Raw genomic sequence first — 25,142 nt, 5'->3', positions numbered from 1 at the left:
ATGAAAACTTGGGGCATCATCTTGCACGGCGGCGCGGGCAACATCGCCGACGAATGGAAAGACCGCGCGCGTGAAGGCTGCCTCGCCGCGCTCGAAGCGGGTCGGACCATCCTCCTGAGCGGCGGAAGCGCCCTCGACGCGGCGGAAGCGGCCGTTCGCGCCTTGGAGGACGACGACGCCTTCAACGCGGGGTACGGATCGGTGTTGAACACGGACGGCGACGCCGAGATGGACGCCGCCGTGATGGACGGCGAGACGTTGAACATCGGCGCCGTGGGCGCCGTCATGGGCGTGCGTCATCCCGTGTCGGTCGCGCGCCTCATGCTGACCGAGCGACCCACCCTGCTCGTCGCCGGAGGCGCTCGCCGCTTCGCCGAGGCGAAAGGCGCGGAGTTGTGCGATCCCGCCGAGATGGTCGCACCGCGCCGCAAGGAAAGCTTCGAGCGCGACGTGCAGGCCAACGCGCACGACACGGTTGGATGCGTCGCGCTCGACATGAACGGCCACGTCGCCGTGGCGACGTCCACAGGAGGTCTCAGCGGCAAGATGCCAGGCCGGGTGGGAGACGCGCCCCTGCCAGGCTGCGGCTTCCTGGCCGACGACCAGATTGGCGGCCTCGCGTTCAGCGGGCACGGCGAGTTCATCTCGCGCACCGCGCTCGCCGCGCGGCTGCTCACGAACATTCCCGTCATGGGACCTCAGCGCGCGTGCGATGAAGCGACGAAATACATGACCTCGCGCGTCGGCGGAGAAGTCGGCGGAATCGTCCTCGACAAGAGCGGACGGGTCGGGTGGTCGCACGAAAGCCGCGACTTCGCCGTGGCCTTCGCGACGTCGCGCGATCCCGAGCCGAAAGCGTACATGACGAAATCGGAGGAAGCATCATGACGACCGATTCATCCACGCCGCCCAAAGGCACCCTCATCATCATCGGCGGTCACGAAGACAAGGAGGGGCGACGCGGCATCTTGAAGGAAGTCGCGCGGCACTTGCACGGCGGCAAGCTCGTCGTGGCGACCGTCGCGTCCCACGAGCCGGAAGGGTACTTCGAGTCGTACCAAAAGGCGTTCGAGCCGCTCGGCGTGACGGACTTGACGGAGCTTTACGTCGAGAACCGCGCGGACACCCTCAACGAGGAGAAGCTGCAGTCCCTCGACGAAGCGACGGGCGTGTTCTTCTCGGGCGGAGACCAGCTTCGGATCACATCGCAAATCGCGAACACGCCCGTCGAGGCGAAGATTCGCGCATTGTACGAGAAGGGAGGCGTCATCGCGGGAACGTCGGCGGGCGCGTCGGTGATGTGCGAGACGATGCTCGTGAAGGGCGCGAGCGGCGAGTCGTACCGCATCGGGGACTTGCGGATGGCGCCCGGCTTGGGGCTCATTCGCGGCGTGATCATCGATCAGCACTTCGGGGAGCGCGGACGAATCGGTCGTCTGCTGGGAGCGGTAGCGCACAATCCGCGCGTGCTCGGCATCGGCATCGACGAGAACACCGCCATCGTCGTGCAAGGCGACACGTTCAGCGTGATCGGCGAGGGCGCCGTGTACATCGCCGACGCGTCGGGCGTCACGTACTCGAACCTCGTGGAAGCTCGGCGCGACCGTCCTCTTTCCTTGTACGACGTTCGCCTGCATGTCCTGAGCCACGGAGACACGTTCGACCTCGTGAAGCGGCGGCCTCACGAAGCGGGCGACTTGGAGACGAGCCAAGCGCTCGAAGCCGCCGAATGCTGAATTGAAGCCGAGAAGAGGACGCGCCAAGTTCGACTTGGCGCGTCCTCTTCCAAGGTCTTCAGGCGCGGTGAGATTCGTTCTTCGCGCGCGCCGGATCTTGCGGGAGGCGCGGCGGCGTGTTCGAACTGTCGAACGTGCGAATCCGCTCCCAGACGTTCTCGACTTCCGTGACGAGGATGATGACCAAGTCTCCTTGCCTCGCCAAGCGCAAGGCGGCGTCCACCGCTTCGTGCTCGGGCAGGATGACGTGTAGGTGCTCTTGCGCGAATCCCGCGCCGAGGGCGCCTTCCATGACGAGGCGCGCGCCTTCGCCGACACGCCGCCCCCGGCGGTAATCGTCTTCGCGCACGATCAACTCGTCGAAGGCAGTGGCGGCGAGTTCGCCCATGCGCGTCATGTCCTCGTCGCGCCGATCTCCGGCCACGCCGACGACCCCGATCACACGGCCGTGAGGTGGACGCAAGTGCGCCACGAGGTCCGCGAGGTACTCCAAGCCCGTCGGGTTGTGAGCGTAGTCGAGCAGCACCCGGAACGGATGACCTTCGTAGAGGTTGAGGCGACCCGGGCTTTGCTCGAAGGACGTCGTGAACGTCGTCAAAGCCGTCCGAAGGACCGGAAGCGGCACGTTCTGCGCGAGGGCGATGACGCTCGCCGCGAGGGCGTTCTGGACGTTCACGGTCGCGAATCCACCGAGGGTCGCGGGAATGTCACGGGCCCGCACGATCGGCAGTCGCTGACCGCCGTCGTACATCACGAGTTCGTCGCCGAGTAGGGTTGTCTCGCGTACGACCGCCAGGCCGCCCGAAGCGATGTGCGCCTTGAGGTGCGTCGGGGCACGCTCGCCTCCGTGCATCGAGAAGAGCGCGAGCTGCCCGCCCGCTCGCTCTCGCATTTCCAGCGTGAGGGGATCGTCGGCGTTGAGGATGCTCGTGCCAGTGTCCGTCACGACTTCCACCACGAGCGACTTCACCCAAGCGAGATCCTCGATCGTCTCGATGCCCTTGAGACCGAGGTGATCGGGTTGGATGTTCAGGACCGCTCCGACGTCGCAGCGATCGAACGCGAGCCCTTCGCGCAAGATGCCGCCGCGCGCCGTCTCCAGCACGGCCACTTCGACATTCGGGTCCATGAGCACGACCTTCGCGCTTTTCGGTCCGGTCGTGTCGCCACTCACGACGAGCTCGCCGTCAATGTAGATGCCGGTGGACGTCGTGAGGCCCACCGTCTTCCCGGCTTGCTTGAAGATGTGCGCAACCATGCGCGACGTCGTCGTCTTGCCGTTCGTGCCCGTGATGGCGACGATCGGCATGCGACACGGCGTGCCCTTCGGAAAGAGCATGTCGAGGACGGGACCGGCGACGTTTCGCGCCTTGCCTTCGCTGGGCTGCAGGTGCATGCGAAAGCCCGGCGCGGCGTTCACTTCCACGATTGCGCCGCCGACTTCGTGCACGCTGCGCGTGATGTCGGGCGTGATGAGGTCGATGCCCGCGACGTCCAGACCGATGACTTGCGCCGCGCGCCGCGCGATCGTCACGTTTTCCGGGTGGGTAACGTCCGTGCGGTCCACGGCGGTGCCCCCTGTCGATATGTTCGCCGTGTCTCGCAGGAATATGATCTCGCCCGCCTCGGGAACGCTGACGGGCGAACGGCCCGCGCGAGCGAGGAGGTCGACGACGTGCGAATCGATGTTGATCCTCGTCATGACGTTCTCGTGGCCGTTACCACGCCGAGGATCACGGTTGACTTCGTCCACGAGTTCTTGGATGGTGTGCTTGCCGTCGCCCACAACGTGGGCCGGCACGCGCTCGGCGACGGCGATGACCTCGCCGTTCACGACGAGGACGCGATGGTCGTTGCCTACGAAGTACCGTTCGACGACGACGCGGCGACCGTGCGTGCGAGCTTCGTCGAAGCCGTGACGCACCTGTTCTTCCGAGCGCAAGTCGAGCGATACGCCACGCCCGTGATTGCCGTCGAGCGGCTTGGTGACGACCGGGTATCCAATGCGCTTGGCGGCGCGCACAGCCTCATCGGCGTCTCGCACGACCACGCCTTTCGGGACGGGCAGGCCGACGCGGTCGAGCAGCTTCTTCGTGAGGTCCTTGTCACTCGCCGTCTCGGTGGCAATGTGGGGAGTCATGCTCGTGAGACTCGCGCGAATTTGACGCTGGTACTTGCCGTACCCGAGTTGCACGAGCGACGCGTCGTCGATCCGCAAGTACGGAATACCGCGACGCTCGGCCTCGTTGACGAGCGAGTCAGTCGTCGGGCCGAGGGTGTGCTGCCTCGCCAAGCGTCGCAACTCGCCGAGTTCCGCTTCCAAGTCGAACGGCGCCTCGGGATCGAGGCGCGTGTCTACGTCGCTCGGCAGCAGGCGCGCCGCGCCCTGAAGGCCGCGTAAGTCGGCTGGCAGCAGGCTTTCTACAAGTCGCAACGCGACGAAGCCCGCGAGGCGTCCGAGGCGTTCCTCGCGGTAGGTGTACAACACGTTGTACACGCCGGGCCGGTTCTTCACCGACCGCGTCTTGCCGTGGTCCACGCGTGTTCCAGCGAGCGTTTGGAGTTCGAGGGCGACGTGCTCGGTGACGTGTCCGATCCACGTGCCTTCCCGCAGGCGCTCGACGAATCCGCCCGGGCGACCGAGGCTGCACTCGTGCTCGTGCAAGCTCGGCAGGAGGGCCAGCAGGCCATCCGTGAAGTCCGGCAAGGTGTTCGAGGGCCGGTCCTCCAAGGCTCCGAGGTCGAGTTGAAAGCGCACCATCGGGTCGTATCCATAGACGTTCGGACCGCGGTACACCTGCGTTTCGAGGACGACGAGTGGCGTGGACGACCGAGCGGCCTTCGATGCCGCTCCGGAAATGTGAGTCATAATTGTTCTCCTGAATGCAACAGTGCCGCTGGATCAGCGCTACATCATCGTAGAAGCCGATTGGGGAGCTCGGCTGCAATCGAACTTCGGGGGAGTTCACCAATTCTCCCCTCTTGCTCGAGAAAGCGCTCAAGAAAGCCCTAAGCCAACATAACGACCGCGCCATCCGCGAGGCAGAAGCCGACGGAGAGGAGGAATGCGCTCGGGCGCCACCTCAGTTGTGAAGTGGCTGCGTGAAGTTCACCTAACCGTTCGTGGGTTGGGTTTCTTGCGTCGCAGTCCGCCTGCTTCGGCTTTTCGATTGGAAGTTACGTAAGCCGCACGAGACCGCCGTACCGATTCTCGTTGTTTCCGCGTTGCTGCTCTTCCGCCTCCGAGCGAGCAATTACGGCGTTCGGCCGAGACTGACGGACCTGCTGTTTGTACAGGTTGGAATGCGGGGGCAACGGTCTCAGTCGCATGCTCTTCAAGGTGCCGTGCGAACGAACGCGCCTCGAAGCTCAAACGGGGCGTATAACCACGGTTGAAGTTCGAGGCGGAGGTAAACGTCCTTTGGAGGTCTTCTTCGTGCTCGAGTTCACGACGCTCGCCGTCGAGCCGAAGGCGAACGTCATGAGCATCGTCCCGATGGTCCGCCGTCAGGAGTTGACAGAGCTACTCGGTCGGCTGTCGGTGTTCGCCTTCGAGCGCTTGCTGTTCGTAGGCCGCCCGTCCATCGTGATCACGGAAGCGGTGGACGGACGCGCCGACCGCCCTGTAAAGACGGCATTCTCGCCGTCTTTACAGGGCAGCCGATTCAGGGAGTTGACGTCAGGAAGGTCGATCTTCGGGAGGTTCGCGGTTCTCGTCCGTCACGTCCTCCCAGTACTCCTGGCCGTCCTGCTCGGGCAACTTCTTGTCACCGCCCCAGTTCGGGTTGTCCTGCACCTGCTCTTGCGGGACGTTGTCTTCGCTGCGGTCTTGCGGCTCGGTCATACGCTCCTCCCGTTTCCCAAGGTTGTTCCCGTTCCAGTAACAATACGCCTCCGAATTCGAGGGGTACACTCTTACCAAGGCTTTCTCAAGCCCGTTCGCTTGAGGTCATTCCAAGGAGATACGAGATGGCGAAAGATCTGTTCGGTGCGCGCGAAGTACTGATGGAGCGCGCGGATGGCAAGCTGTACTACTACCGCCTCGGCAAGCTGGGCGAGCTCGGCTACAACGTCGACCGATTGCCGTTCAGCATCAAGGTGCTGCTCGAAAGCGTCTTGCGCGAAGCCAACGATTACGACGTGACGCAAAACGACGTCAAAAACCTCGCCCAGTGGGGCGGCGAAGGCGTCGACATGAACGCGGAGGTGCCCTTCAAGCCCGGACGCGTCATCCTGCAGGACTTCACGGGCGTGCCCGCCGTCGTGGACCTCGCGTCGATGCGCGACGCGATGGTGAAGCTCGGCGGCGATCCCAAGAAGATCAACCCGCTCATTCCCGTGGACCTCGTCATCGACCACTCGGTGCAAGTCGACGAGTTCGGCACGGAGTTCGCCCTCGCCAACAACGTCGCCATCGAGTTCGAGCGTAACCGCGAGCGTTACGAGTTCCTGCGCTGGGGACAGCAGGCGTTCGACAACTTCGGCGTCGTGCCGCCCGCGTCGGGCATCATTCACCAAGTCAACATCGAGTATCTCGCCAAGGGCGTCATGACGCGGCCCGAGGACGACGGCTTCGTCGCGTTCCCCGACTCTCTGGTCGGCACGGACTCGCACACCACGATGATCAACGGCCTCGGCGTGGTCGGGTGGGGCGTCGGCGGCATCGAGGCGGAAGCCGTCATGCTCGGCCAGCCCATCTACATGCTCGTGCCCGAAGTCATCGGCTTCAAGGTGACGGGCGAACTGCCCGAGGGCGCGACTGCCACGGACCTCGCCCTCACCGTGACGCAAATTCTGCGTTCCAACGACGTCGTCGGGAAGTTCGTGGAGTTCTACGGTCCGGGCTTGTCGAACATGACGTTGCCCGACCGCGCGACGATCGCGAACATGGCGCCCGAGTACGGCGCGACGATGGGTTTCTTCCCCGTCGACGATGAAACGCTGCGTTACCTGCGCCGCACGGGCCGCTTGGACGTCGAGATCGAACTCGTCGAGCAGTACGCCAAGGCGCAAGGCATGTTCCGCACGGACGCCACGCCCGACCCGGTCTTCACGAAGACGCTCGAACTCGACCTTTCGTCGGTCGTTCCGAGCCTCGCGGGTCCCAAGCGTCCGCAAGACCGCGTGGCCTTGAGCGACATGAAGCCGGTCTTCGAGGAAGCGCTCACGGCGTCCGTGAAGCAACGCGGGTTCGAACTCGCGCAAGATCAACTCGGCGCGACGGGCACCGTCGTCAATGCCAAGGGTGAAAGCGAGATCGGCCACGGCTCCGTCGTGCTCGCCTCCATCACGTCCTGCACGAACACCTCGAACCCCAGCGTGCTCATCGCGGCGGGTCTCGTGGCGAAGAAGGCCGTCGAGAAGGGACTGACGAGCAAGCCGTACGTCAAGACGTCGCTCGCGCCCGGTTCGAAGGTCGTCACGGAATACCTCGAAGCGGCCGGTCTGCAAGAGTACCTCGACCAAATCGGCTTCAACACCGTCGGCTACGGCTGCATGACCTGCATCGGCAACTCGGGCCCGTTGCCCGACGAAGTCGTGAAGCCCATCGTCGACAACGACCTCGTCGTCGCGTCGGTCCTTTCGGGCAACCGCAACTTCGAAGGGCGCATCAATCCGTACATCAAGGCGAACTACCTCGCCTCGCCGCCCCTCGTCGTCGCGTACGCCCTCGCGGGCCGCGTCGATATGGACCTCGTGAACGACCCGATCGGAACGGGCAGCGACGGTCAGCCCGTCTACCTGCGCGACATCTGGCCCTCGAACGCGGAAATCCAGACGATCATGGACCAAGCGATCAACGCCGAGATGTTCAAGAAGGTCTACGACGGCATCGAGCACTCGAACCAGATGTGGAACGAGATTCCCGTCGCGGGCGGCGAACTCTTCGCGTGGAAGGAAGAGTCCACGTACATCCAGAACCCGCCGTTCTTCGAGAGCCTCGGCGGTGAAATCAAGCCGATCTCCAGCATCACGGGCGCGCGCGTCCTCGTGAAGGTCGGCGATTCCGTCACGACCGACCACATCTCCCCCGCCGGTTCCTTCAAGGCCGACACGCCCGCCGGGAAGTTCCTCGTGGAGCGCGGCGTGCAAGCGCGCGACTTCAACTCGTACGGCTCGCGTCGCGGCAACGACCGCATCATGACGCGCGGCACCTTCGCGAACATCCGCCTCAAGAACCAACTCGCGCCGGGCACGGAAGGCGGCTTCACCACCAACTTCCTCACGAACTCGGTCACGACGATCTACGAGGCGAGCGAAGCGTACAAGGCGGCGGGCACGCCCCTCATGGTCATCGCGGGCAAGGATTACGGCATGGGTTCCAGCCGTGACTGGGCCGCCAAGGGCACGTTCCTGCTCGGCGTGAAGGCGGTCCTGGCGGAAAGCTTCGAGCGCATCCACCGCTCCAACCTCGTCGGCATGGGCGTCTTGCCCCTGCAGTTCATCGCGGGTGACAACGCGGAGACGTTGGGCCTCACGGGCCGCGAGACGTTCTCCATCGAAATCGGCGACGACGTCAAGCCGCGCCAACTTCTGGCCGTCACCATGACGAACGAGAACGGCGAGACGAAGACCTTCCAAGTGCGCTGCCGCATCGACACTCCCGTCGAAATCGACTACTACCGCAACGGCGGCATTCTGCAGACGGTGCTGCTGCAACTCCTCAAGAGCGAGCCCATCCGCGAGCAAAGCGCGGAAAGTGGCGACAACGGCAACATCGTTTCGGCCTGATTCGATTGAATTCAGGACCGAAGCACGGCTGAAGCAAGCGCAAAGGCAAGCCCTCCGATCCCTGGGATCGGAGGGCTTGCCTTTGCGCCGCCTCCCTTCCCGAAGATCGAATGCCACCGCGATCTTCGGCTCTCGGTCGCACGAAGTGGTCGGGTCTCAGCAGCCTTACCGGGCTTTGCCGTACGTGGATACCGGCGCCTCGACAAGGTGCTTCACCGATCGGAACGGTTCGTTAGACTTCTTTTATGAAAAACGTGCGGCTGGGAATGCCGAAAGATCGGGTGGACACCGTGATCGACGGTGTCTTTGCCATCGTCCTGACCTTGCTGGTCCTCGAACTCAAAGTTCCCGAAGGTCTCTCGCTGCAACAACTTCCCGGCCACCTCCTCGAGCTCGCTCCCAAATTCGAGGTATACGCCGCGGCTTTCACTTGTGTCGCGATCGGTTGGATGTCTCATTACTTTTTCGCCAGCGTCATCATCCGCACGGACTTCACGCACGTCGCCTTGAACATGCTGCAGCTCCTTTTCATCAGCCTGGTGCCTTTCACAGCGGCCCTCCTGGGCTCCTACATCGATTCGCCTGTCGCGCTGGCCTTCTTCGGGCTCAGCGCGGCCGCCTACGCGCTCGTCGGCACGTTGAATTGGTGGCACTGCACGCGCGGCCACCACTTGACCCACCACGCGCTCAGCGACACGCTCGTCCGTGACTTGACGGTCGCGTTGTGCGCGTACACGGGAGGCTGGTTTCTCACGGTGGCGTTGGGATTCGTGTCTCCGCGCGTGGGCTTGGGAAGCGCCATCGTGGTCTTGATCGTGTCGTTCATGCTGATGCTGGTGATGCAACCGAGGATCGCCGCCGCTCAGGCGGAAGCAGAGTCGGCTCCGGACTTCGAGGCCGAGCAGGACGCCTTGCAAGTCGCGTGAGCGATGCCGGGGAAGCGGCATCCTCGCCTGCCAATCACAGGTGTCTTCGTGAGGCGCTACTGTCGTCCGAGGAGGCTTCGGTGCGGCCGTGAAGTTCGGGCCTCGTCGCGACTATCCCAACTTCTCTACAGCCTGCCTTCTTCATCCATCGTTAAACTGTCACGGTGACCCTCGACCTCTACGTCGCCATCATCTTGGCGGTTCTCGGGGCCCTCATCGGCTCCTTCTCCAACGTCCTCATCCACCGCCTCCCCAGGAAGCAGAGCGTCGCCTTTCCGCCGTCCGCCTGCCCGAACTGCGGCCACCGCCTCGCGCCTCTCGATCTCGTGCCGATCTTGTCGTGGGTGGCGCTCGGGCGGAAGTGTCGATACTGCGGCGCGCCCATCAACGGTCGCTACCCGCTCGTGGAACTTCTCACGGCGGGCGGCTACGCGCTTCTCGGCGTGCTGTTCCCGTTCTCGCAGGTCGGCGCGTCCGTGCTGCTGTTGTGCGCGTTGTTCACGCTGCTGCTGGTGATCTCGTTCATCGACGCGGAGACGTTCACGGTGCCGGACGAACTCGTGCTGCCGGGCGTGGCCCTCGGAATGCTGACGGGGTACGTCAATGACGCGGCGGGCGCGACGACGTCGGGGCTCCCGAGCTTTCAGGGAGCGTGGCAAGGAGCGTTGTTGGGAGCGGGGGTGTTGGCGGTGATCAGCTTGTACGGAGAGTTGGTGCTGCGCCGCTTTCGAGAACGGCGGCACCCGGAGTACCCGGTGAGCTATCAAAACGTGGCGCTCGCGCTTCTCGTGGGCGCGTGGGTGGGACCTTGGTGGGGCATCGCGGCGGGCGTGGCGAGCGTGCTGTTGAACCTCGTCGTGCGCCGCCCCGTGAGCTTGCCGGAAAGCCTCGTGCTGCTGGGCTTCCTCGTGTCGATGGCATTGTCGGTCTCGGGCTTCGGGCCGAGCATCATCGACATGTGCCGAGACGCGCTTCTCGCCGCGGGCGGCATGAGCCTGCTCGCGGCGGTGTACTGGTGGGCGCGTTCGCCCAAGGAGGACGACGTTCCCGAGGAGGAGCTCGATCCGGTGGCGATGGGCTTCGGGGACGTGAAGCTCGCGGCGATGATCGGGGCGTTCGTGGGCTGGGCGTCCATGCTCGTGACGCTGGGATTCGCGGTCGTGGCGGGAGCGGTGCTCGGCGTGATCTTCGCGGCGCTCGGCCGTGGAAACAAGTTGCCGTTCGCGCCGTACCTCGCCGTGGGGGCGCTCTTGACGCTCTTCTTCGGCGAGGAAGTGCTGCGGGCGTACTTGAATTATGTGGGCGGTTGAGGAGCCGCGAAGGCAGCTTTCTTGCAGGCGCTTGAGTCGGGGTGAAAGCCGTCTCGTCGAGGGCAGTACACGAAAGCCGTCCGCCCTTTCGGGCGGACGGCTTTCGTCGCTCGGCTTACTTGCCGAGGAGGGACTCGACGGCCGAGCGCTCCTCTTGAAGCTCCTGGTACGTCTCTTGCATCTTGCGGCGTTGGAATTCGCCGATTTCGAGGCCTTGCACGATCTGGTAGTCGCCGCCCGAGCAGGTGCAGGGAAAGCCGTACACGACGCCTTCGGGAATGCCGTACGAGCCGTCGGACGGCACGGCCATGGACACCCAGTCGCCTTCTTGCGTGCCGAGCGCCCAGTCGCGCATGTGGTCGATGGCGGCGTTGGCGGCGCTCGCCGCGCTGCTCGCGCCACGGGCCTTGATGATGGCGGCGCCGCGCTGCGCGACGGTGGGGATGTACTCGCCTTCGTACCACGCTTGATCGACGAGTTCGAGGGCGGGCGTGCCGTCCACGGTGGCGTGCGTGAGGTCGGGAAACTGCGTGCTGGAGTGGTTGCCCCAGATGGTGAGGTGACGAATGTCCGTGACCTTCTTGTCCGTCTTCGCGGCGAGTTGCGACAGCGCGCGGTTGTGGTCGAGGCGAACCATCGCGTGGAATTGGCGGGGGCTCAAGTCCGGGGCGCTCGAGGCGGCGATGAGGGCGTTCGTGTTGGCGGGGTTGCCGACAACGAGCACCTTGACGTTCCGGGCGGCGTGGTCATTGATGGCCTTGCCTTGCGGTCCGAAGATCCCGCCGTTGGCCGACAAGAGGTCCTTGCGCTCCATGCCTTGCTTGCGGGGCATCGCGCCGACCAGCAGGGCGTACTCGACGTCTTTGAAGGCGACGTTGAGGTCGTCCGTGGCGACGATGCCGTGCAGGAGGGGAAAGGCGCAGTCGTCGAGTTCCATCACGACGCCGCCGAGCGCGCCGAGGGCGGGCGTGATCTCGAGGAGGTGCAAGATGACGGGCCGATCGGGGCCGAGCATCTCGCCGGACGCGATGCGAAACAGGAGGCTGTAGCCGATCTGGCCTGCCGCGCCGGTGACGGCCACGCGGACGGGTTGCTTGGAGGATTGAGTCATGGAAAAACTCCTTTCTTGCGGCCCTATCCTAACGCACTTCGGGGGAGGGGCGACAACAAAAAGGCTCCCCTCGAGGGGGAGCCTTGAGCGCCGCGAAGGCGAATTCAGGTGTTGGGTTCTTGCGTGTTGTTCGAGGCGGGCTGTTCGGCGGCGGGCGCACCCTTGGCAGGCTTGGTGACGCCACTGTCACGCATCATGCGGCCACGGTCGACCTTGATGCGGGCGGCCTTGCCGCGCAGTTCGCGCAGGTAGTACAGCTTGGCGCGGCGAACCTTACCGCGTTCCAGAACCGCCACCTTGTCGATGTTGGGGCTGTTGTACGGGAAGACGCGCTCGACGCCTTCGCCGAAGGAGATCTTGCGGACCGTGAAGCTTTTGCGGGTGCCGCTGTTGTTGATGGCGATCACGACGCCTTCGAAGGCTTGAACGCGCGTGCGGGTGCCTTCGGTGACTTTCGTGTCGACTCGGACGGTGTCGCCCGCTTGGAAGTCGGGCAGGCCCGTCTTGAGGTGGGGTTGCTCGATCGAGCGGAGGATCGCGCCACGGTTGATCTTCATAATTCTCTCCCTTCGCGGCAGGCGGACCGCACCCGGAACGCTTGGCGGTTCGTCAGGTGCGTTCACTGTCACTTCGCCCGGCCTTCGCGCCGGGGCACAGTCGAGCAGTATACAGGGCGCGGCGGTTCCCCGGCAAGACTTACCACTGCCGCTGGTCGGTCCCTCCAAAACGAGTGTTCGGAAAGTGTGCCGCCCGTGTTCATCGACGCGATCGGCGGGCACTACAATACTCGCCGTGACTGGATTCGCCGTTCTCGATTTGGGCCTCGTTCCTTACGAGGAGGCGTGGGCACGTCAGAAGGCCGAGCACGCTCGCGTCGCCGAGGGAAGCACGCCGACCTTGATTCTCGTGGAGCACCCGCCCGTCTTGACGCTGGGCCGCAAGGCGCGTGAGGGCGGCAACATCGTCGCGCCTCGCGAGCTTCTCGCCGCGCACGGCATCGAGGTGTTCGAGGTGGAGCGCGGCGGGGACGTGACGTATCACGGGCCGGGTCAACTCGTCGCCTACACGATCTTCCCGGTGGGGCGGCGCGTGCGCGATTTCCTGCGATTGCTCGAAGCGTCGTTCGTGAGCGTCGTGGACGCGTACGGCATCGCCGCTCGGGCGAACCCGGGCTACGCGGGCGTGTACGTCGATCCTCGTGACGAGAACGGACGCAAGGTCGATCAGAAGATCGCGTCCATCGGCGTGGCGGTGCAGAGGAACGTGGCGCTTCACGGCGTGGCACTCAATGTCGCCACGAACTTGCAGCACTTCGATTTGATTTTGCCGTGCGGGCTTCAGGACACGCGCATGACGTCGCTGGAACGCGAATTCGACTTGCGCGGCTTGGGCCGCCCGCCGAGCATGACCGACGTGAAGGACCGGACCGTGCGGGCCTTCGAAGAGACGTTTTCGACTTACGATTGGGCGCTGCCGATGGGGGCGTTGGAGGAGCACACCGCATGACGACCGAGCCTAGATACATCAAAAACGGCATCTACCGCAAGAACGCCGAGAAGACGCGCGAACCCAAGCCGTCGTGGCTGAAGGTCAGCATTCCGACGGGCGAGGTGTTCGGCCAAGTGAAGCAGATCGTGCGCGAACACAAGCTGCACACGGTGTGCGAGGAGGCGATGTGCCCGAACATCGCCGAGTGCTGGTCGCGCGGCACGGCGACCTTTATGTTGATGGGCCACATCTGCACGCGGGCGTGCCGCTTTTGCGCCGTGGACACGGGCAACCCGATGGGCCGTCTGGACGCGATGGAGCCGTTCAGCGTCGCGGAGAGCGTGCAGCTCATGCGCCTTCAGTACGTGGTGTTGACGTCGGTGGACCGCGACGATCTGCCCGACGGCGGCGCGTATCACTTCGCGCGAACGGTGGAGCAGATCAAGAAGACGTCGCCGGGCACCCGGGTCGAGGCGCTCACGCCTGACTTCGGCGGCAACACGAATTGTGTGGACCTCGTGTTGGCGGCAGGAGTGGACGTGTACGCGCAGAACGTCGAGACGGTTCGGCGCCTCACGCATCCCGTGCGCGACATTCGCGCGAGCTACGACCAGACGTTGAAGGTGCTCGCGCACGCCAAGGCCGCGCGACCCGACGTGTACACGAAGACGAGCTTGATGTTGGGCCTCGGGGAAACGCGCGAGGAAGTCATCGAGACGATGCGCGATTTGCGAGCGGCGAACGTCGACATCGTGACCTTCGGCCAGTACTTGCGGCCGACGCATCACCACCTGCCCGTGGAGCGGTACGTGACGCCCGAAGAGTTCGCGCAGTTGCGCGAGATCGGCTTGGAAATGGGCTTCGTGGAGGTCGTGTCGGGGCCGCTCGTGCGTTCGAGCTACAAAGCCGAGCAGCTTTTCACGGACAAGCCGGGCGATTTTCCCGAGCACCTCGCGCACCTCGAAGGCGACGCGAAGCTCACGTTGATCTGATTTCAATTTGCGCGGCGCACGGACGAGGAGCCAACTCGTTCGTGCGCCGCGTCCTTCTTCAAAGGACGGGCAAGGTCGAGTTCGCGTGGAGAGGGGTACACTGCTGTTATTGAGAATCATTCCTATTTACGCTTCTCGAACAACATCAGGAGTTGCCCATGACCGTCACCGCAGGACGTGAAGTCCGCTCCACCCCACTCGCCTTCCACCTCTCCCCCGCCCTGAAAACCGCCATCACCCTCACCGCGCTCACCCTGCTCGGCTTGCTCGTCGGTCTGCTCGGCGAGTACGTCCTTCGTCACGACGTCATCGGAACCTTGGGCTTCGCGCTCGCCTACCTCACGGGAGGCATTCCCGCCGGTCGTGAAGCGCTGCACAGCCTGAGCGAGGAGCGCAAGCTCGACGTGGACTTGTTGATGGTCCTCGCCGCGCTCGGCGCCCTCTCGATCGGTCAGGCGGCCGACGGCGCCGTCCTGCTCTTTTTGTTCAGCCTCTCCAACACCTTGCAAGACTGGGCGATGGGACGCACCAAGAGCGCCATCCAAGCCTTGATGAACCTCAATCCCGAAGGTGCGACCGTGCGGCGCGGCGACGTGGAGAAGTGGTGCGAGCTGAGCGACGTTCGCGTCGGTGACTTGCTGATCGTCAAGCCTGGCGAACGCATCGCCGCCGACGCCCGCGTCACCAACGGCCGAACGAGCGTCGACGAGAGCCCGATCACCGGAGAAAGCCGACCCGTCGACAAGGAAGTCGGCTCGACGCTCGCGAGCGGCACGGTGAACCTCGGCGGCAGCGTCGAAGCGACCGTGCTGCGGCCCGCCGGACAAAGCACCCTCGCGCGCATCGTCGCCCTCATGGAAACGGCGCAGTCGCAGAAGAGCCGCACGGAAACGCTCAGCGAGCGCCTCGAGAGTCCGTACGCCACCCTCGTGTTGCTGTGCGTTCCCCTCGTGTTCGTGCTGCTGAGATACGGCTTCGGTCTTTCCGTCGACGACTCCTGGTACCGCGCGATGACGTTCATGGTCGTCGCGAGTCCGTGCGCGGTCGTCATCTCGACGCCCGCCGTGATGTTGAGCGCCATGGCGGCGGCGGCGCGCGGCGGCGTCCTGTTCAAGAGCAGCGCGGCCCTCGACGCCTTGGCGGGCGTGCAGACCGTCGCCTTCGACAAGACGGGCACCCTCACGAACGCGAAGATGACCCTTACGGACTTCGAGGCCGACGACGGGCGCGTCCTCTTCGAAGTCGCCGCGAGTCTCGAGGCCCACTCCGAACATCCCATCGCGGCCGCCATCGTAGAGGCGGCGAGGGCGCGTGGCGTGAGGCCCGTCGCCGTGTCGAACGCCCGGGCGGTGCCCGGACACGGCATCGAGGCGACCTTGCCGAGCGGCGCCCTCGCTTGGGCGGGCAACGAACGGCTCGCCACGAGGCAGGCAGCGATCCTCGCACTCGCCCAACGGCGGGCCCTGAGCGCCCTGGAAGCGCGCGGCAGCAGCACCGTCACCGTGGGAATCGAAGACCGCGTGCTCGGCGTGCTCGGCGTCGCCGACACCTTGCGCCCCGACGTTGCCCGGTCGCTCGCGGCGCTGCGGGAAAGCGGCGTTCGGCACCGCGTCATGCTCACGGGCGACAAGGAGGTCATCGCGAAGTCGGTCGCCGCCGAAGTGGGCCTCGGCGAGTACCACGCCGAGCTTCTGCCCGAAGACAAGTTGCGGCTCATCGGCGAGTTGCCAGCGCCCGTCGCGATGGTCGGGGACGGCGTGAACGACGCGCCCGCCCTCGCCCGCGCCGACCTCGGCATCGCCGTCGCGAGCGGCACGGACGTCGCCATCGAAAGCGCGGACGTCGTCTTGATGCAAAGCGACCTCGGCAAGCTCGCCGGGGCGGTCAAGCTCGCCAAGGACGCGCGCCGCACGGTCGCCTTGAACCTCACGTTCGCCTTCGGCGTCATCTTGATCGTCGCGCCGCTCGCCGTGACGGGTCACGTTCCGTTGCCCCTCGGGGTCGTCGCGCACGAAGGCGGCACGGTGTTCGTGGTGTTCATGGGGCTTCGCTTGCTGCGCTCCCGCCTTTGAACGGACGCGACGTGACTCACGCGACCTTCCGGCGCGTCCGTTCATGGTAGCTTCACGACATGGTGCTCCTCGAAGAGACCAAATTGCCCGGCGTCGGTGTGCGGCACGACTTCGAAACGAAGTACGGCAAGCGCGTCGGCGTCATCACCCACCGCGACGGACGCCGCGAAATCTACGTGACGCGCGCCGACGACCCGGACGCGTGCGGCCAAAGCATCACCTTGAGCGAAGAGGAAGCGGAAGTCGTCGCCGATCTTCTCGGCGGCAGCACCATCACGCGCCGCCTCGACTCCATGACTCAGCATGTCGAGGGACTCGCGATGGATTGGTTGGCGATGCCGCCGTCTTCGCCGTTCGCGGGTCTCACGCTGGGTGACACGGACATGCGGTCGCGCACGGGCGCGAGCATCGTCGCCGTGATGCGCGGCACCCAAGCCTTTCCCGCGCCCGATCCGCAGTTTTTGCTGCAAGCGGGCGACACCGTCGTCGTCGTCGGCACGCCCGAAGGTGTGCTCGCCGCTTCTCGCCTTCTGGGAGGTGCGTAAAGCTTTCCCTTCCCGACGCTCGGGCCGAACGGTGATGCTGCCGTTCGGCCCGTTTCCACCTCGCCAGCATCCCCACCCAACCCCAGGAGGCACCACATGGATCTTGGTCGCATCTTTCTGGAGCTGGGCGCGGTCATCCTCGCGCTCGCCTTCGTCGGTCGTGCCGCCGGACGCATCGGCATCACCCCCATTCCGCTCTACCTCATCGCGGGTCTCGCACTCGGCACGCTCTTCCACCTTGGAAGCGAAGCCGAAGAGTTCGTGCACGTCGGCGCCGAGATCGGCGCGGTGCTGCTGCTGTTCGCGCTGGGGCTGGAGTACACCTCGGACGAACTGCGCAGCAACCTCAAGACGAACGCGCCCATCGGCGTGATGGACCTCGCCTTGAACTTCACGCCGGGCGTGCTCGCCGGATTCATGCTCGGCTTTCCACCGCTCGCGGCGATTCTGCTGGGCGGCGTGACGTACTTGACGTCGTCGGGCATCGCGTCGAAAGTGCTGTCGGACCTCGGTCGTCTCGGCAACCGCGAAACGCCGATCGTGCTCGCCGTGTGCGTGCTCGAAGACATCGCCATGGCCGTCTACCTGCCCGTCATCGCCGCGCTCCTCGTCGGCGGGACCCTCTTGGCGATCGGGGTGAGCCTTGGCGTGGCCCTCCTCGCGTTCGGGGCCGCGTTCGCGAGCGCCTTGCGCTTCGGTCCCGCCTTGAGCCGCGTGATCGACGTGACGTCCAGCGAGGCCTTGCTGCTCAGCGTGTTCGGGCTCGTCCTCGTCGTGGCGGGCCTCGCAGACGTCCTCAACGTCTCGGCGGCCATCGGCGCCTTCCTCGTGGGCATCGCTTTGTCCGGAGAAGTCGCGCACCGCGCGCGTCTGCTGATCGAACCGTTGCGCGACCTGTTCGCCGCCATCTTCTTCGTGTTCTTCGGGCTGCAACTCGATCTCACGACTGTGCCGGGCGTGCTGCTGCCCGCCATCCTCCTCGCGTTGCTCACGACCGCCACGAAGATGATCGTCGGTTGGTTCGGCGCCGCTCGCCTGGGCGTACGGACACGCGGTCGCTTGCGGGCGGGCGCGACGCTCGTCCCACGCGGCGAGTTCAGCATTCTGATCGCGGGTCTCGGCGTCACGGCGGGACTCGCTCCGCAACTCGGGCCGCTCGCCGCCGTGTACGTGCTGCTCACCGCCCTCATCGGCCCGATCCTCGCGCGATTCGACGAGCAACTCGCGCCGCTCGTGCAGCGATTCGAGCGTCCTAAAGCGGCGGTGAAGGAAAACGTCGGGCGCGGACGTTCGGAAAACAAAGGCGCGGACTGAGCTTTGGATCGAGCGGCTTCCAGAGCGCTTCGAGCGTCCGAGGACAAAGAAGAACACCCCGCCGAACGGCGGGGTGTTCTTCGAAGCTGGATTCGAGCGGACTTTAGAAGTCCATGTCTCCACCCATGCCGCCGGGAGCGCCGGCGGGGGCGGGAGCGTTCTTCTCGGGCTTGTCGGAGACGATCGCTTCGGTCGTGAGGATCAGACCGCCGATGGACGCGGCGTTCTGAAGCGCGGTGCGCGTGACCTTGGCAGGATCGACGATGCCGGCGGCGATCATGTCCTCGACGAACTCGCCCGTGGCGGCGTTGTAGCCGTAGCGAGGCTTGTCGGAGTTCACGATGGCGTTCACGGCGACGCTGCCTTCGAAGCCGGCGTTCGCGGCGATTTGGCGGGCGGGCTCTTCGAGGGCGCGGATGAGGATGCGCGCGCCGGTCGCTTCGTCACCTTCGAGGGTGACGGCGAAGTCGCGGAGCTTGGGGATGACGCGCAGAAGCGTCGTGCCGCCACCGGCGACGATGCCTTCCTCGACGGCGGAGCGAGCCGTCGAGAGGGCGTCTTCGTAGCGGTGCTTCTTCTCCTTGAGCTCGGTTTCCGTGGCCGCGCCGACGCGGATCACGGCGACGCCGCCCGCGAGCTTCGCGAGGCGCTCTTGGAGCTTTTCACGCGCGTAGTCGGAGTCGGTCGTTTCGAGTTCGGCCTTGATGGCGCCGACGCGCGCGTCGATTTCGGCTTGGTCGCCCGCGCCGTCGATGATCGTCGTTTCGTCCTTCGTGATGCGGATGCGCTTCGCGCGGCCCAGCATGTTGAGGGTCGTGTTCTCGAGCTTGTAGCCGAGGTCTTCCGTGACGACTTGGCCACCGGTAACGGCGGCGATGTCGCGCAGCATTTCCTTGCGGCGGTCACCGAAGCCGGGAGCCTTGACGGCGGCGATGTTGAGGGTGCCGCGCAGCTTGTTCACGACGAGCGTCGCGAGGGCTTCGCCTTCGACGTCTTCGGCGATGATCAGCAACGGACGGCCGGTTTGCGCGACCTTTTCGAGGACGGGCAGCAGGTCCTTGAGGGCGCCGATCTTCTTCTCGTAGATGAGGATATAGGGATCTTCGAGTTGGGCTTCCATCTTGTCCGTGTTCGTGACGAAGTATGGGTTGATGTAGCCCTTGTCGAATTGCATGCCTTCCACGACGTCGACTTCCGTGTCGAAGCCCTTGGACTCTTCGATCGTGATGACGCCTTCCTTGCCGACCTTGTCCATCGCCGAGGCGATTTCGATGCCGACTTGCTCGTCGTTCGCCGAGATCCCGGCGACCTTCTTGATCGCTTCGGAGTCTTCGACGGGCTGCGCCATGGAGCGGATCGCTTCGACGGCGACGGCGACGGACTTGTCGATGCCGCGCTTCAAGGCGAGCGGGTTGGCGCCCGCGGCGACGTTGCGAAGGCCTTCCTTGACGATCGCTTGGCCGAGCACCGTGGCGGTCGTGGTGCCGTCACCGGTGATGTCGTTGGTCTTCGACGCGATTTCCTTGAGGAGTTGCGCGCCGATGTTCTCGAGCTTGTCTTCGAGTTCGACTTCCTTGGCGACCGTCACGCCGTCCTTCGTGATGGTGGGGCTGCCGAACTTCTTTTCGATGACGACGTTGCGACCGCGCGGGCCGAGCGTGACCTTGACGGCGTTGGCGACGGCGTTGACGCCGCGCTCGAGGCTACGACGGGCGTTCTCTTCGAACACGAGTTGTTTGGCCATGGTGTTGTCTCCTTATGAGATCAGATGCAGTGTGATTCGGTTGAGGAATTGATTTACGCGCCGACGGCGGCTTGCTCCAGCACGCCGAGAATGTCGCGCTCGGACAAGATGGAGTAGTTGTTGCCTTCGAGTTGCACTTCGTTGCCGCCGTACTTCGCGAAGTACACGATGTCACCGACGTTCACTTCGACGGGCACGCGGGTGCCGTTGTCGAGCATCTTTCCGGTGCCGACGGCGACGACGCGGCCACGCTGGCTCTTTTCCTTGGCGGTGTCGGGAACGTACAGGCCCCCAGCGGTCTTTTGCTCGGCTTCCTCGACAATTTCGACCAGCACACGATCGCCCAACGGTTTCAGCATGACTGTACCTCCGATAGAAAGATTCTTGAGTGATCAGCAAGCGGTCAGCTTGCTAACTCCAAACGCAATGGTAACAACTCGCTCAGCCTTGTGTCAATGGGGTGAACACAAGATGTGAGTGCGCCACACTCACATTGGCAAGCGTCGTAGAGCCACGACAGCGTAGAGCGGATCGGAACGACGCGGATGAGGAGTTCGGTCGAGCCCGATCGGCTTCTCGAACATGGCCGAACTCCGCACGAACGACTTCACGAGTTCGACGTGTCCGGCGTCGTCGAGCGCGTGCCACGCGAGGACCGCCTTGGTGGGAAAGCAGCGGTTGGAAAAGGTGATCACGAGAGGTGCGTTCGGCTTCAAGACTCGCCCCACCTCACGCAGCACCTCCACCGGCCGCGTGAGGTAGTCGATCGAAACGCAGACGCCGCATCCGTCGAACTCGCAGTCGCCGTAAGGCAGCGTCGGGAACGCGTTGAGATTCCGCACGACGTACTCGGTCGCCCGCTCGTTGCGGGCGAGTTCGCGCTCGTTCATGCCGAGGATCGCCACGCGGCGGTAAGCCACGCCGGGCGGCAGGTGACTCACCCACGAGCTCATGAGGTCGAGAATCGCGCCGTCCGCCGGAAGGTACTCGCGGTAAAGCCGTGTCACGGCGGCGATGGCTTCGTCGTCGATGTGGGTGACGAAGCGTGGCTGGGCGTAGAACTCTTCGTCGGGCGATTCGTCGAGGCGGCGCAAAGAATCGGGCATGCGTTCAGCTTGCGCCCTTTGCGCGTTCACCACAGCGAGGATCACCTCTATATGGCTTACATATATACAAGATATGATATATATAAGGAATAGGAGAACGAAGATGAAGACGTTGGAGTTGCTCAACCGCGCGAATTTCGAGACCGCCGTGAACACCGTCGACGCGACGTTGCCCCTCACCCTCGGGCTGGTCGACCTCGATCACTTCAAGACGCTCAACGACGAGCTCGGCCAAGAGGCCGGCGACGACATGCTGCGCTTCGTGGAGCGTGTCTTGACGGGCAGCTTGCCGAGCGGCAGCCTCGTCGCGCGTCTCGGAGGAGACGAGTACGCCGTCGCCCTCCCCGACACGCCCACCGAGACGGCGCTGATCTTGCTGAACGAAGTTCTTCACCACATTCGGGAAGTGGGACCGGGGCTCGACATTCCGAAGCATCTCCTGCCGAGCCTCTCGATCGGCCTCGCCCAACGACCCGCGCACGCGAGTGACTTTCCCGGCTTGCTGCGCGCCGCCGACGAGGCGTTGCTGCGCGCCAAGCGTGAAGGGCGCGGACGCATCGCCATCTACGTCGAAAGCAAGATGGTCCTCAAGAGCAACTACTACCCCAAGGCGAGCTTGGAGCGTCTCGTGAAGTTGTCGGGCAACCTCGGGCGGACCGAGGCGAGCTTGCTGCGCGAAGCGCTCGACGACCTCGTGGAGAAGTACCGCGAGCGACTGTGAAGCTTCTCGGCAGGCTTGACGTGAAGTTCACTTCACGTGCGAGTCTGTGCGGCAGGAGGAACTCAACATGACCGACACCGCACTGCTGACCCTGGATACGATCGCCAAGTACCTTCGCGACAAAGAAGTCATCCTCGACATGGAAGACCAAAACGGCCAGCGCTTCATCCGCATGGGCTGGAAGTTCGACATGGGCGACGCCGCCGTCCTCGTGAGCGTCAACGACGGCCCGAACAACACCAGCCGTCTCGAAATCACCTGCGTCACGCAAAAGTCGTACTCGAACCGCAAGCAGGAAGTCCTCACGATCCTCAACGGCCGGAACCGCGAGCGCGCCTTCAACCGCTCGATCGACGACGAAGGCAACATGTGGCTCGAGTACGTCGGCTTCTACCCGACGCTGATGGAATTCCCGCAAGACACCTTCGACACGCTGTTCGGCGGCGTCCTGATGCACTTCCAAGACGACTACGCCTTCCTCGAAGGCTTCCAACCCGCGACCCAAGCATAATCGGCGCGACGCGAGCAAAGAAAGGGAGGGGCTCCGCGCCCCTCCCTTTGCCTTTGCCACGAGCTTCAGGGCGTGGCGCGCGTGAGAAGGGCGCGCATGGCCGACTTCGCGAGCGACACGTTCAAGTCAGACACGGCGGCCGCCTCGAAAGGCTCCAAATCGATGTCGACGTTGCTGCGATCCCCGCCTGTGAGGTTGACGGTCGTCGGGTACATGCCGATGGGCTCCGCGTCGTCGATGGTGAGGTCTCCGTCGAGGTCTTGCCACGCGACCGCCGCGTACACGCCCGGTTGCAAGTCGCGCACCTTGTAAAGCGAGCGTAGCTTGTCCCCGGAGACTTCCTCCCACGTGCTCTTGTTGTAGTCCACGTCGTTCAGCGTGCGACCGTCGCGCAGGTACAGCGCGAACACGAGGGTCTTGAGCGCGCTCGTCGGAGGCGTCGGAATCGGCGTGGGAGAAGGTTGCGCCGCTCCGCCCAAAAACGCCGCCGCGTCCACGATGCCCGCGCCGCAGCCGTTCGTGACGCCGCACGCCGCGCTCGACAAGGAATGCGACGTGGCCTTCAAGCGCGCGAAAATCTGGCTCGGCGTGAGGTTCGGCTGCACGCTCTTGAGGAGCGCCACGAGGCCCGCCACTTGCGGCGCCGCCATGCTCGTGCCGTTGTACGGAGCGTACACCGGCTCTCCGTCCTCGTCGAGAATCGTGGAGTACACGCCGCCCGGCAAAATCTTGCCGCCGACGTTGATGCCGAGGTCCATGTTGCCGCCGGGCGCCATCACGTCGACGTACGAGCCGAAGTTCGAGTACGGCGCTCGCGCTCCGTCGGGACCGACCGCGCCGACCGTGATCACGTTCGCGCAGTTCGCCGGAAAGGAGGTGCTGGCGTCCACGTCCTCGTTGCCCGCCGCCACGACGACCGTCACGCCGTTCGCCGCCAGATCGTCGAAGGCGCTTTGCAAGGGGGGCTCGCACGGCGCGGTACCGCCGAGGCTGAGGTTGATGACCTTCGCCGGATTCGGGTTGAGCGGCGCGCCGTCCACGTCTTCGCCCGCCGCCCACGCGATTCCGTTCATGATGTCGTTCAAGCTGCCGCCGCTCGCGCCGAGGACGCGCACCGGCACGATCTTCGCGCCCCAACTGGCACCGGCGATTCCCTCGCCGTTGTTCGTGCTCGCGGCGATGATTCCGGCGACGTGCGAGCCGTGGTAATCCGATCCGTTGCCCTCGTCGGTCGGATCGTCGTCGATTCCGTCCCAGTCGCCCGCGTTGTCGGCGTCCGCCACGAAGTCGAAGCCCGGCAGAAGCTTGGCGCGCAAATCCGGGTGGTCCACGATGCCCGTGTCGACGACGGCGACGGGAATCGAGCGGCCCGTCGTGACGTTCCAGGCGGCCTCGAGGCGCGTCATGCCCTGGTCCCACTGAACGGCGTGGAGCGGGTCGCTCGGGACGGCGTACGCGTGCAACACGTAATTCGGCACGACACCCTCGACGTCGGCGCGAGCGGACAGGGCCGCCACGACGTTCGTCTGGCTCGCCGCGCGCAGCGAGTCGGACGACGCGCGGTACAGCGTGAAGCCGAACGCGCCGCGCCGCGCGCGGGAGAGCGTCACGCCCGCCGCGTTGAGGGTCGCCGCCTGGGCGCTGACGCTCGGCTTGAATTTCACGAGGTACTCGCCGGGCACGACCTCCTTTGCGTGCGGTTGCAGCCACGGCTGCGAGCGCACGCGGGTGTCGAGTCGCGTCAGTGACGCTTGTGCGGACGCCACGGTCGCACCCGGGGTGCTGAGCACGCCCGACATGACGCGCCGCTCGATGATCGGCGCGGACGTCGCGCCGTCGCCGCAGGAAGCCAGCAAGCTCGCGCCGAACGCGGCGAGCAAAGCGAATTTCAAGTTCTTCATGTTCATCCTCCGGCCGCTCGAAGCGGCCCTTCGTGCTCGTTCTTGCCGAGATATCCCTCGGCTGTGAAGGCACGGTAAAGAACGCAGGATGATTCGAGAATGACGCACTGATGGCGGGCGTCAAGCGGTAGGCTGAGCGGCGATGACCGCCATTCGCAAAACGCCCGAAGAATTCGGGCGCATCGTGAAGGAGTACGCCGACCGGCTCGCGAGCGACGCGGCCTTCGCCGACATCATGGCCGTCTTGTGCGGCTCGCCCGACGTCGCCGCCCGCTTCGCCGAGGCGCGCGGCGTCTCGATGGGTTCGTTCGCCGGCATGGTGAACTTGCCCGACTCGACCGTGCGGCACTATCAACGCCTCGGGCTCATCACTCCCTACGAAGTCAACGGCAAGTTCCGCTTCTGGGTGCACAACCTCGCTCAAGCCGAGTCGGTGCGGCAGTGGCAAAGCCTCGGGCTGAGCTTGGAAGAGATCTTGGAGCAGCGCGATCAAGAACGAGTCGGCGGCCAAGCGGCTTTGCTGAACTGGAAGAACGCCACGAAGAGCGCGTCGGTCCTCATCGCTTCGGGCGGAGCGTTTCCGAGCGGCGCGCACCGACTCGGAGATTGGGAAGTGTACGTCGAACGTACGCGCCCCGCGCGGCCCTTCCTCGCCGGAACCACGAAGAACAGCGGGGTCTTCGTCACGCCGGAAAATGTCAGCGCCCGCGAAGGCGAAGACCTCGGTGATTGGCGGCGCGCCATGCAACGCGCCCAATCCGAGGTGCACGCCGCCCGCAAGCGGTTGGAGGAGAAGCTCGCCGCCTTGCAAGAGCAGTTGCAGCGCGCCCAAGAACTCGAGGCGGCGCTCGAACGCCACAGCCGACGCGGATGAACCCGCCAAGAAAAGCGCGTTGAAGTTTTCAAATTGTCATCTCGATTTTGAAATTTGAA

The 25,142-nt window shown here is 64.8% G+C and carries 21 protein-coding genes; 13 read left to right on the top strand and 8 right to left on the bottom strand.

Annotation, left to right across the window (positions count from 1 at the left end; genetic code table 11):
* Together DES52_RS05190 and DES52_RS05185 are read left to right on the top strand one after the other, a co-directional pair.
* Positions 1–888 carry an isoaspartyl peptidase/L-asparaginase family protein gene (locus DES52_RS05190; RefSeq protein ID WP_110885715.1) on the top strand — a complete coding sequence of 296 codons (888 nt, stop codon included), beginning with the start codon at positions 1–3 and terminating at the stop codon, positions 886–888.
* Positions 885–1,736 (top strand): cyanophycinase, encoded by an 852-nt coding sequence (locus tag DES52_RS05185; protein WP_110885714.1) that lies wholly within the window; start codon positions 885–887, stop codon positions 1,734–1,736. The genes DES52_RS05190 and DES52_RS05185 overlap by 4 nt, the downstream gene beginning before the upstream one ends.
* Before the next feature lie 58 nt (positions 1,737–1,794).
* Here DES52_RS05185 and cphA read toward each other — a convergent pair whose 3' ends face one another.
* Both cphA and DES52_RS22820 read right to left on the bottom strand, forming a co-directional pair.
* Positions 1,795–4,605: a cyanophycin synthetase gene (gene cphA, locus DES52_RS05180; RefSeq protein WP_110885713.1), complete on the bottom strand. Its 2,811-nt coding sequence runs from the start codon at positions 4,603–4,605 to the stop codon at positions 1,795–1,797.
* A gap of 810 nt (positions 4,606–5,415) precedes the next feature.
* The gene (locus DES52_RS22820; protein ID WP_170130895.1) at positions 5,416–5,580 is read right to left on the bottom strand and encodes a hypothetical protein; all 165 of its coding nucleotides are present in this window, start codon (positions 5,578–5,580) and stop codon (positions 5,416–5,418) included.
* A 125-nt stretch (positions 5,581–5,705) separates the two neighbouring features.
* Here DES52_RS22820 and acnA point away from each other — a divergent pair, with 125 nt between their 5' ends.
* From acnA to DES52_RS05160, 3 genes are all read left to right on the top strand, one after another.
* Positions 5,706–8,468: an aconitate hydratase AcnA gene (gene acnA / locus DES52_RS05170; protein ID WP_110885711.1), complete on the top strand. Its 2,763-nt coding sequence runs from the start codon at positions 5,706–5,708 to the stop codon at positions 8,466–8,468.
* A gap of 245 nt (positions 8,469–8,713) precedes the next feature.
* Complete coding sequence (locus DES52_RS05165) at positions 8,714–9,394, top strand: TMEM175 family protein (protein ID WP_110885710.1); 681 nt, start codon at positions 8,714–8,716, stop codon at positions 9,392–9,394.
* A 164-nt stretch (positions 9,395–9,558) separates the two neighbouring features.
* The gene (locus DES52_RS05160) at positions 9,559–10,704 is read left to right on the top strand and encodes a prepilin peptidase (protein ID WP_110885709.1); all 1,146 of its coding nucleotides are present in this window, start codon (positions 9,559–9,561) and stop codon (positions 10,702–10,704) included.
* Positions 10,705–10,819: 115 nt separating this feature from the next.
* On the opposite strand, the gene DES52_RS05155 is transcribed toward DES52_RS05160, so the two are convergent.
* Both DES52_RS05155 and rplS read right to left on the bottom strand, forming a co-directional pair.
* A complete protein-coding gene (locus DES52_RS05155) occupies positions 10,820–11,815 on the bottom strand; it encodes a malate dehydrogenase (RefSeq protein WP_110885708.1) in 996 nt (331 codons plus the stop codon).
* 104 nt (positions 11,816–11,919) lie between these two features.
* Entirely contained in the window at positions 11,920–12,372 is a 453-nt protein-coding gene (gene rplS / locus DES52_RS05150; RefSeq protein WP_110885707.1) for a 50S ribosomal protein L19, read from the bottom strand.
* A 235-nt stretch (positions 12,373–12,607) separates the two neighbouring features.
* Here rplS and lipB point away from each other — a divergent pair, with 235 nt between their 5' ends.
* From lipB to DES52_RS05125, 5 genes are all read left to right on the top strand, one after another.
* Entirely contained in the window at positions 12,608–13,321 is a 714-nt protein-coding gene (gene lipB / locus DES52_RS05145) for a lipoyl(octanoyl) transferase LipB (RefSeq protein ID WP_170130894.1), read from the top strand.
* On the top strand, positions 13,318–14,295 hold the full coding sequence (gene lipA / locus DES52_RS05140; protein ID WP_110885706.1) for a lipoyl synthase: 978 nt from the start codon (positions 13,318–13,320) through the stop codon (positions 14,293–14,295). The genes lipB and lipA overlap by 4 nt, the downstream gene beginning before the upstream one ends.
* A 158-nt stretch (positions 14,296–14,453) precedes the next feature.
* Positions 14,454–16,367: a heavy metal translocating P-type ATPase gene (locus tag DES52_RS05135; RefSeq protein WP_170130893.1), complete on the top strand. Its 1,914-nt coding sequence runs from the start codon at positions 14,454–14,456 to the stop codon at positions 16,365–16,367.
* Between the two features lie 59 nt (positions 16,368–16,426).
* On the top strand, positions 16,427–16,912 hold the full coding sequence (locus DES52_RS05130; RefSeq protein WP_110885705.1) for a cation:proton antiporter regulatory subunit: 486 nt from the start codon (positions 16,427–16,429) through the stop codon (positions 16,910–16,912).
* A gap of 96 nt (positions 16,913–17,008) precedes the next feature.
* Positions 17,009–18,226 (top strand): cation:proton antiporter, encoded by a 1,218-nt coding sequence (locus tag DES52_RS05125; protein WP_110885704.1) that lies wholly within the window; start codon positions 17,009–17,011, stop codon positions 18,224–18,226.
* Positions 18,227–18,329: 103 nt separating this feature from the next.
* On the opposite strand, the gene groL is transcribed toward DES52_RS05125, so the two are convergent.
* From groL to DES52_RS05110, 3 genes are all read right to left on the bottom strand, one after another.
* Complete coding sequence (gene groL / locus DES52_RS05120) at positions 18,330–19,970, bottom strand: chaperonin GroEL (RefSeq protein WP_110885703.1); 1,641 nt, start codon at positions 19,968–19,970, stop codon at positions 18,330–18,332.
* A gap of 53 nt (positions 19,971–20,023) precedes the next feature.
* Positions 20,024–20,329 carry a co-chaperone GroES gene (groES, locus tag DES52_RS05115; RefSeq protein ID WP_110885702.1) on the bottom strand — a complete coding sequence of 102 codons (306 nt, stop codon included), beginning with the start codon at positions 20,327–20,329 and terminating at the stop codon, positions 20,024–20,026.
* Between the two features lie 129 nt (positions 20,330–20,458).
* Positions 20,459–21,076: a methyltransferase domain-containing protein gene (locus DES52_RS05110; RefSeq protein WP_110885847.1), complete on the bottom strand. Its 618-nt coding sequence runs from the start codon at positions 21,074–21,076 to the stop codon at positions 20,459–20,461.
* Here DES52_RS05110 and DES52_RS05105 point away from each other — a divergent pair.
* The gene (locus DES52_RS05105) at positions 21,075–21,797 is read left to right on the top strand and encodes a GGDEF domain-containing protein (RefSeq protein ID WP_425451115.1); all 723 of its coding nucleotides are present in this window, start codon (positions 21,075–21,077) and stop codon (positions 21,795–21,797) included. The genes DES52_RS05110 and DES52_RS05105 overlap by 2 nt on opposite strands.
* 67 nt (positions 21,798–21,864) lie before the next feature.
* Positions 21,865–22,308: a type III secretion system chaperone family protein gene (locus DES52_RS05100; RefSeq protein ID WP_110885846.1), complete on the top strand. Its 444-nt coding sequence runs from the start codon at positions 21,865–21,867 to the stop codon at positions 22,306–22,308.
* A gap of 65 nt (positions 22,309–22,373) precedes the next feature.
* Here the strand turns inward: DES52_RS05100 and DES52_RS05095 are convergent, their stop codons facing one another.
* On the bottom strand, positions 22,374–24,209 hold the full coding sequence (locus DES52_RS05095) for a S8 family peptidase (RefSeq protein WP_170130892.1): 1,836 nt from the start codon (positions 24,207–24,209) through the stop codon (positions 22,374–22,376).
* 142 nt (positions 24,210–24,351) lie between these two features.
* On the opposite strand from DES52_RS05095, the gene DES52_RS05090 reads away from it, so the two are divergent.
* A complete protein-coding gene (locus DES52_RS05090) occupies positions 24,352–25,083 on the top strand; it encodes a MerR family transcriptional regulator (RefSeq protein ID WP_110885699.1) in 732 nt (243 codons plus the stop codon).
* Positions 25,084–25,142 lie beyond the last annotated feature (59 nt).

This window comes from Deinococcus yavapaiensis KR-236, assembly GCF_003217515.1.
Classification (GTDB): domain Bacteria; phylum Deinococcota; class Deinococci; order Deinococcales; family Deinococcaceae; genus Deinococcus_A; species Deinococcus_A yavapaiensis.
The sequence above is the reverse complement of the archived record's forward strand: the minus strand, read 5'-3'. Positions and strand labels throughout refer to the sequence as shown.

What these genes read in the sequence shown, in the direction of transcription:
- DES52_RS05190 (WP_110885715.1), top strand. Translation starts at nt 1, where the DNA reads ATGAAAACTTGGGGCATCATCTTGCACGGCGGCGCGGGCAACATCGCC.
- DES52_RS05185 (WP_110885714.1), top strand. Translation starts at nt 885, where the DNA reads ATGACGACCGATTCATCCACGCCGCCCAAAGGCACCCTCATCATCATC.
- cphA (WP_110885713.1), bottom strand. Translation starts at nt 4,605, where the DNA reads ATGACTCACATTTCCGGAGCGGCATCGAAGGCCGCTCGGTCGTCCACG.
- DES52_RS22820 (WP_170130895.1), bottom strand. Translation starts at nt 5,580, where the DNA reads ATGACCGAGCCGCAAGACCGCAGCGAAGACAACGTCCCGCAAGAGCAG.
- acnA (WP_110885711.1), top strand. Translation starts at nt 5,706, where the DNA reads ATGGCGAAAGATCTGTTCGGTGCGCGCGAAGTACTGATGGAGCGCGCG.
- DES52_RS05165 (WP_110885710.1), top strand. Translation starts at nt 8,714, where the DNA reads ATGAAAAACGTGCGGCTGGGAATGCCGAAAGATCGGGTGGACACCGTG.
- DES52_RS05155 (WP_110885708.1), bottom strand. Translation starts at nt 11,815, where the DNA reads ATGACTCAATCCTCCAAGCAACCCGTCCGCGTGGCCGTCACCGGCGCG.
- rplS (WP_110885707.1), bottom strand. Translation starts at nt 12,372, where the DNA reads ATGAAGATCAACCGTGGCGCGATCCTCCGCTCGATCGAGCAACCCCAC.
- lipA (WP_110885706.1), top strand. Translation starts at nt 13,318, where the DNA reads ATGACGACCGAGCCTAGATACATCAAAAACGGCATCTACCGCAAGAAC.
- DES52_RS05135 (WP_170130893.1), top strand. Translation starts at nt 14,454, where the DNA reads ATGACCGTCACCGCAGGACGTGAAGTCCGCTCCACCCCACTCGCCTTC.
- DES52_RS05130 (WP_110885705.1), top strand. Translation starts at nt 16,427, where the DNA reads ATGGTGCTCCTCGAAGAGACCAAATTGCCCGGCGTCGGTGTGCGGCAC.
- DES52_RS05125 (WP_110885704.1), top strand. Translation starts at nt 17,009, where the DNA reads ATGGATCTTGGTCGCATCTTTCTGGAGCTGGGCGCGGTCATCCTCGCG.
- groL (WP_110885703.1), bottom strand. Translation starts at nt 19,970, where the DNA reads ATGGCCAAACAACTCGTGTTCGAAGAGAACGCCCGTCGTAGCCTCGAG.
- groES (WP_110885702.1), bottom strand. Translation starts at nt 20,329, where the DNA reads ATGCTGAAACCGTTGGGCGATCGTGTGCTGGTCGAAATTGTCGAGGAA.
- DES52_RS05105 (WP_425451115.1), top strand. Translation starts at nt 21,075, where the DNA reads ATGCGTTCAGCTTGCGCCCTTTGCGCGTTCACCACAGCGAGGATCACC.
- DES52_RS05110 (WP_110885847.1), bottom strand. Translation starts at nt 21,076, where the DNA reads ATGCCCGATTCTTTGCGCCGCCTCGACGAATCGCCCGACGAAGAGTTC.
- DES52_RS05100 (WP_110885846.1), top strand. Translation starts at nt 21,865, where the DNA reads ATGACCGACACCGCACTGCTGACCCTGGATACGATCGCCAAGTACCTT.
- DES52_RS05095 (WP_170130892.1), bottom strand. Translation starts at nt 24,209, where the DNA reads ATGAAGAACTTGAAATTCGCTTTGCTCGCCGCGTTCGGCGCGAGCTTG.
- DES52_RS05090 (WP_110885699.1), top strand. Translation starts at nt 24,352, where the DNA reads ATGACCGCCATTCGCAAAACGCCCGAAGAATTCGGGCGCATCGTGAAG.